Origin of the sequence: Mycobacterium sp. 852002-51163_SCH5372311, assembly GCF_001667115.1 — a bacterium.
Classification (GTDB): Bacteria; Actinomycetota; Actinomycetes; order Mycobacteriales; family Mycobacteriaceae; genus Mycobacterium.
Genome location: NZ_LZIJ01000185.1, coordinates 1 through 548 on the forward strand (window position 1 = coordinate 1; position 548 = coordinate 548).

Below are 548 nucleotides of genomic sequence, written 5' to 3' on the forward strand. Positions count from 1 at the left end.
AGGCCGAGTTCACGGCGTTGCGCGTCCTCGGCCGTCTTCGTCATCCGCCAAACCAGCCAGCGGTCCATTGTCATTGCAAAGCGCACCAGCGACGCCGGCAGGAACGGAACGACTTGGCCGTTGGCCCGCGACGGCATGCAATGCAGCGTGGTCAACGGAATGTCGTAATACTCCGCGACATTGGCAACGGGACGATCGAAACCGGCGTCGGTGAACAGCAGATCTGCCCCGTCCGCCAGCGACATCACTGTCGTGTTGGCCTCTTCCCAAAACTGGGTGAACAACTCCCAATCCTTGCGCCCTAACCTGATGAGCTCCGGGATCTTCCAGAAGTTGCGGAACACGTGCATCAAGAAGTCGCGGTGTAGGTCGTGCCACGTCCCCGCATCCGGCCCGAAGGCGACGGCATCGAGCCCAGCCGAGTCGGTGAACGCAACCAGGTCGGGCGAGACGGCCAGGCGCACGTCGTGCCCTCGGCGGAGCAGCTCACCTGCGACAGCGACGCATGGCTCGATATCGCCGCGACTTCCGTAGAATGCCAGCACAAA

General features: G+C 62.8%; 1 protein-coding gene. It reads right to left on the bottom strand.

The genetic code is table 11. The features are described from left to right. A partial coding sequence (locus A5791_RS22140) for a glycosyltransferase (protein WP_197504757.1) occupies positions 1-548 on the bottom strand: 548 nt, incomplete at both ends.